At 67.3% G+C, this 6,297-nt stretch carries 1 protein-coding gene; it reads right to left on the bottom strand.

The genetic code is table 11. The features are described from left to right. Window positions 1–134: 134 nt before the first annotated feature. The gene (locus VB836_RS30165) at window positions 135–6,233 is read right to left on the bottom strand and encodes a GEVED domain-containing protein (RefSeq protein WP_323225231.1); all 6,099 of its coding nucleotides are present in this window, start codon (window positions 6,231–6,233) and stop codon (window positions 135–137) included. Window positions 6,234–6,297: the final 64 nt, after the last annotated feature.

Here is a 6,297-nt window from a genome sequence, read left to right as displayed (position 1 = left end):
CTTCAGCACCGCTCAAGCTCCCTTCGGCAACGGGGATGCGTCTGGCTTCGGTTTTTGCGGATTTGCCGTCTTTCACATAGGCACCGGTCAGCACGTTGTAATCGCAGCTCCCATGGGCGTCGGGATCGAGCGTGTCATAGTGCATGTAGGTCATGCCCGCCACGAGAAATTCCCCGTCCCTGTAGTCGGTTGTTAGTGTTTGCTCCCAGCGGCAGCGTCCAACGCCGTAGTTCTCGCTTCTGACCCGGATCGAGCGGCCCCGGAATGACCCGGGTGGCCGAGCGTCCGTCGAGCGCGAGCGCCCAGCCGGTATCAACCCGATTGAAGCCCTCGGGGAAACGCTCGGTGACTTCGATGTTGCGCGCCGGCACCGTGCCCTGGGTGCTGACTGTGATCACGTAGTTGACCGTGGCGCCGATCTGCACGAGGGCCGGCTGGCCCGGCGCCAGGTCCTTGGTCAGGTCGAGATCGAAGTTGTACAGCAGGCCGAAGTCGACGGTCGGGTTGGTGTCGCTGTTGGGCGGGCCGGGCTCGTTCTCGGCGATCAGGGTGATCGGCGGAGCGCGGGTGACCGGGCCGTCGTCGAAGCCGTTGTCGTCGTTGTCCAGATCGTTGTCCGGATCAACGCCCGCGGCGCAGCTGCCGGTCGGCGCGAAGGGCAACCCCGAGCCGGTCGAGCCGATGTAGCGCACCGGCCGCTGCACGACGACCAGATAGTCATCCGGCACCAGGTCGACGAACAGGTAGTTGCCGTTGACGTCGGTCGTGGTGCTGTCGATGGCCGGACCATCGGGCTGGCCGTCGAGATTGGTGTCGGCGAACAGGTCCACCGTGACGCCCTGCACGCCGGGCTCACCGAAGTCGACCAGGCAGTTGTTGTTGCGGTCTTCCCAGATCAGGTTGCCGAGTTCCAGCGCGCCGTTGCCGGTGGTGCCGATCAGATAGTCCTCGACCTCGCCGTCGCTGGCCTCGCCATCCGGGCTGCAGGTCGGATCGGTGCTGATCCGGAAGCGGGCGTACGGGGTAAGGTCGGCGCCCAGCGGGACCAGGCCGAAGTTCATGGTCAGGCCAAGGCTACTGCTGCCATCGGCCACCACGCTCTGTGCAGACTCGCTGGTGTCGTTGAAGTCACCGTCCGCATTCCAGTCGATGAAGCCGCACACACGCGCCGGCGAGCCGGTGGTGTTGGTGGCGACCACGTCGACGCGCGCCGGGCTGCCCAGCTCGTAGCCGGCCATGAAGGTGACGCCGTCCTCGTCATCGCCGTTGGCGTCATCGCCATTGGCCTTGGTCGTCGGCTGGCCATCGCCTTCCGGATCGACCAGGGCACCCAGGCGCAGGCCGTCGACGATCTCGTGACGCGGGCCGCCATCGGCGCGAGTGGTGCGGTAGTTGTCCAGCCCGATGCCGGCCGACGGATCAGGCAGGTCACCAAGATCGAACACACGCACCTCGACCGGGTAGTCCTCGACCTCGCCGTCCGGGGCGATACCGGTCGGCGAGCAGGCCGCCGTGGTCAGGCGGAAGCGCGCGTAGCTGCGCCGTACCGACGTGGCCAGCACGTTGCCGAAGTTCAGGGTGACCGTGGTGGCGTTGCTGCCGTGGGGCACGACCGCGCTCGCTGCCTCGCCGGCGTCGAGGAAGTCGCCGTCGCCGTTGAAGTCGACATAGCCGCACAGGTTGGCGGGCGCGGGGACGGCGATGGTGTTGGTCACCACCACCGGCACGCTGCCCGGCGTCACCGCGATGAAGGTGAGGTCGGCGAGCTGCACGCCGTCCTCGTCATCGGCGACCGGTGCCAGCGGCGCCGCATTGTCATCGCCATCGGCGCCGGTGCTCGGCTGGCCATCCACTTCCTGATCGACGCGCTGGCCCATGAACAGCCCGCTGACAATGGAGTGCTGCGCGCCGTTGTCGGAACGCAAGGTGTTGTAGTTGCCGGTTCCGGTGCCAGGGCCGGTATCCGGCAGGTCACCGAGATCGATATTTCCGACGAAGCCCACGTAGTCCTCGACCTCGCCATTGCTGGCCAGACCTTCGGCAGTACAGGCGCCCAGCGTGTCGGTGGACAGGCGGAAGCGCGAGAAGATCTCGCCGAAGCCGGTGCCCAGCGGCGGGGTGAAGTTCAGCTGCACGGTTGCGTCATTGCTGCCGTCCGGCACGCTGATCGACTGCACTTCGCCGCCGGCGAAGCTGCCGTCGCGGTTGAAGTCGACGAAGCCGCACAGGCGCGCATCGCCACCCGTGGTGTTGGTCACCTGCACGCTGACCGCCTGCGGAATGCCGGCGGTGAACACCAGGTTGGCGCTGTTGACGCCATCCTCGTCGTCGCCCGCGGCAAGGCCCGAGGCGTTGCTATCGTCGCCGTTGGCCGCGGCGTTGGGCTGGCCGTCGCCCTCGGCATCTACCAGGGCGCCGATGCGCAGGCCGTCGATGATCGGATGCACGGCGCCGTTGTCGGCCGCCAGGGTGCGGTAGTCGGCGCCACTCACGCCAAGCGCGGGGTCCGGGAGATCGCCCCAATCGAACAGGCCGATCGCGGCGACGTAGTCCTCGACCTCGCCGTCGGGCTCCAGCCCGGCTGCGTTGGCCCCGGCGCAGGCCGTGGTCAGGGTGCTCAGTCGGAAGCGCGCATAGGTGCTGGCCACCGAGGCGGTCGGCACATTGAACGGCAGGCTGAACTCGGCCGCCGTGCTGCCATCGGGAACCGGCAGCTGGCTGACCTCGCCGGCATCGCCGAAATCGCCATCGCCATTGAAGTCGATGTGGCCGCAGACCCGCGCCGGCACGCCGGTGCCATTTGTCGCGGTGATCCGCACGTTGGCCAACCGCCCGGCAATCAGGTTGGCGGCCGACAGGTCGGCCACGACCACCGCGTCCTCATCATCGCTGGCTGCGAGGTCATCGCCGTCGGCGCCGACGCTCGGCACGCCGTCCAGCTCATCGTCGATCAAGGTGCCAAGACCGAGGTTCGGCCGCAGCGGATGGCGGGCGCCGCCGCTTGCGCGAAGCGTACCGTAGGAGTCCGGCAGGTCGCCGAGGTCGCTCGGCTCGGCAATTCTCACCGGGTAGTCCTCGACCTCACCGTTCGGCGCGTCACCGTTCGGCGCGCAGGCGCCCGCAGTGTCGGTGCTGAGGCGGAAGCGCGCATAGGTGCTGCTGGCAGCGCCGGCCAGCGGCGCGGCAAAGTTCAGCTGCAGCGCCTGGTTGCTGGCGCCATCGGGCACGGCCACCGACGCCGACTCGCCGGCATCGGCAAAATCGCCGTCGCCGTTGTAGTCGATGAAGCCGCAGACCCGGGCGGCAACGCCCGTGCTGTTGGTCGCTGTCAGGTCGATCACCGGCGGCACATTGACCAGCAGGCTGAGGTCGGCGACATCAATGCCGTCCTCGTCGTCATTGGCCAGGTCATCGCCATCCGCCGCCGCATTGGGCGCGCCATCCGGCTCGGCATCCACGCCGGCACCCAAGAACAGGTTCGGCGTCGCCGGGAAGCCCGGCAGGATGCTGTGCCGCGCGCCGCCATCGGCGATCCGGGTGTTGTAATTGCCCACACCCGTGCCATTGCTGGCATCCGGCAGGTCGCCCAGATCGAAAGCATTGATGGTGACCACGTAGTCCTCGACCTCACCACTGTTGCGGTCGCCATCGGGCGAGCAGCTTCCCGTACCACCGCCATCGGCGTCGATGCGGAAGCGGGCATAGGTATTGCGCGAGGCCAGCGGCGGCACGCTGAAGCTCAGGGTGCGGGCAGCGTTGTTGGCACCGGTGTTGACCGTGGCGGTGGCGGTCTCGCCGATATCGTCGAGCACGCCGTTGCCATTGAAGTCGACGAAGCCGCACACCGTAGCGGTGGAACCGCTGGTATTGGTGACATTGAAGCGCACGGTGGCATTGCTGCCGGCGACCATGCTCAGGTCGGCCACAGTAAAGCCGTCCTCGTCATCGGGCTGGGGAGCACCGGGCGCAGTGTCGTCGCCATTGGCCGCCACGGATGGCTGACCGTCCTGGTCGTGATCATTCTGCGCGCCGAAGCGCAGGCTGCTCAGGATTAGGTGGCTGGGACCGCCATTGGCGATCAGGGTTTCGTAGTCACCGGTGGCAACGCCCGCCGCGCCGTCGGGCAGATCGCCGCGGTCGATGGCGATGATGGCCGAGCGATAGTCCTCGACCTCGCCGCTGGCGCTGGGGCCGACCGAGAAGCCGGTGCTGCAGTTGCCGGTGTCGAGGCTGAGGCGGAAGCGAACGTAGGCGGGATCGATGGTTGGGCCGGGATAAGGAACCGTGCCCCAGTTCACCGTCACCACCTGCGGCGCGGCCGACGACGGAATGCTCAGGGTCGCCGCCAGCTCGGAGGTGCCGTTGACATTGGTGTCGAGGAAGTCGCCGTCGTTGTTCCAGTCCGAGTAGCCGCACAAGCGCGCAACCGAGCCGGTGTTGTTGAACACCGTCATCCGTACCTGGGCCGGCTGGCCGCGGAAGAACTGCAGCTCGTTGAGATCGATGACGCCATCCTCGTCGTCCGGCGCGCCATTGATGTCATCGCCGTCGGCCGCCACGTTCGGCTGGCCGTCCAACTCGGCGTCCACCGACGCGCCGAGGAACAAGTCCGGCACGATGATGTGACTCGGACCGTTGTCGGACAGGTTGGTGCGGTAGTTGCCTGTGGTGTCGCCATTGCCGGTGTCCGGCAGGTCGCCGTGGTCTTCGATCGGCGCGCCGCCGGCGATCACGAATCCGAAGTCGGCCGAGAAGTTGGACATCCGGTCCGGCCAGGTGTCGGTGCCGGCGCCGTTGTTCGGGTCGTCATCGGTGCCTGAGCCGCTGTAGATGCGCTCATTGGTCGGCTCGCTGGCGCTTGGCACGCCGATCGCCCAGCTGGGCGTCGAGACGTAGGAGTCGCCCGCGCCGCAGGCGGCCACGGCCGTGACCGTGGCGTTGTTGTCGTTGTCGGCGTCGGTATTGAGGTTGATACCGTTTGTCGAGGACACCTGCAGGCCGGCAAGCGCGCCCTGTAGCTCGGGAATGGCGATGTAGTAGTCGTTGGCCGGTGGCAGCTCATCGAAACGGTACTTGCCGACGCGCACGCCCAAGGTCGCCGTGGTGGTCGATGCGACCACGGTGTCTTCCGGGCCGAAGCCCGCGGGCGCCGCATCGCGGCACAGGTTTACCGCCACTCCATTGATGCCCGGCTCGCCCTGATCGTTCAGGCCGTTGTTGTTGATGTCACGCCAGACCAGGTTGCCGACTCGATAGCGCTCGGGAAGGATCACGCCGACCTTGACCGGCTCGGCAGTCGGCAGCAGGTTGATCGGGTCCAGGGCCGCGTTGTTGACGGCGCGGTAGGCGCGGTGGGCGAAGGAGCCGCAGGCCGGGTTGAACACATTGGTGTTGCCGACCACCGAAGGCAGCGCGTCGCCCGAGACCGGCTGCTGCTGGTAGCTCGGCGCCTGCATCGGGATCTCGAACACCGCGGTCTCCAGCCGGCCCCAGTTGGTGTTGTCGGTGCCGTTCGGATCGGTGAAGGCAAAGATGCGGAAGGCGCGCACGTTGGCGAAGTTGCCGCCCGGAGGCGTTGGGCTCCAGTCGTTGGTGCAGCTGCCCTGCCAGCCGGTCTGGTCGTCATCATCGGAGACCTGCGGGCGGCAGGGGTTGCTGGACGCCGAGTACTCGACATTGAAATTGCCGGCAATCGGCGCCGTGGTCTGTCCCGCAACCAGGGTCGGCGCGCCGGTCATCAGCGGGCGGAAGCGGGTGTTTCGGGTGACCGTGGCCTGCGGCTCGCCGACGCCGGTATCGCCGATGAAGGGCAACACGTCGTAGATCACGTAGTTGTCGAAAGCCACGTTGCCGGCGTTCTGCACACGGATCCGGTAGCTGTAGCTGCCGCCGAAGTCGGTGCGCGCCACGCAGGGGAAGCGGGTGAACGGATTGGCGTCCACGCCCACGCCCGGCTCGCCGGCGAAGTCGGTCGAATAGACCGGGCAGCTGGCGCTGGCAGTGACCGGCGCTTCAGTCGGGTCGTCGACGATCGGATCGATCGGGTTTTCGAACGGGCCGGGGCCCGCCACCCACTTGGTGCCATCGAGCACGGCGGCCTGGACGATGTTGAAGGTGACAGCGCGCTCGCAGCGCTGCTCGGTGGTATTGGTGTCGCCGTCCTGATCATCGGCATCGGCGACCAGGGTGCCAGCGCAGGTGAAGGGCACGCCGCCGTTCTCGAAAACCGCCACGCGATTGGTATAGACGCCGTCAGCGGTACCTGCACGGATACGGGTGCGCAGATCCTGTCTCTTA

Source organism: Limnoraphis robusta BA-68 BA1, assembly GCF_034932365.1.
Classification (GTDB): Bacteria; Cyanobacteriota; Cyanobacteriia; order Cyanobacteriales; family Microcoleaceae; genus Capilliphycus; species Capilliphycus robustus.
The sequence above is the reverse complement of the archived record's forward strand: the minus strand, read 5'-3'. Positions and strand labels throughout refer to the sequence as shown.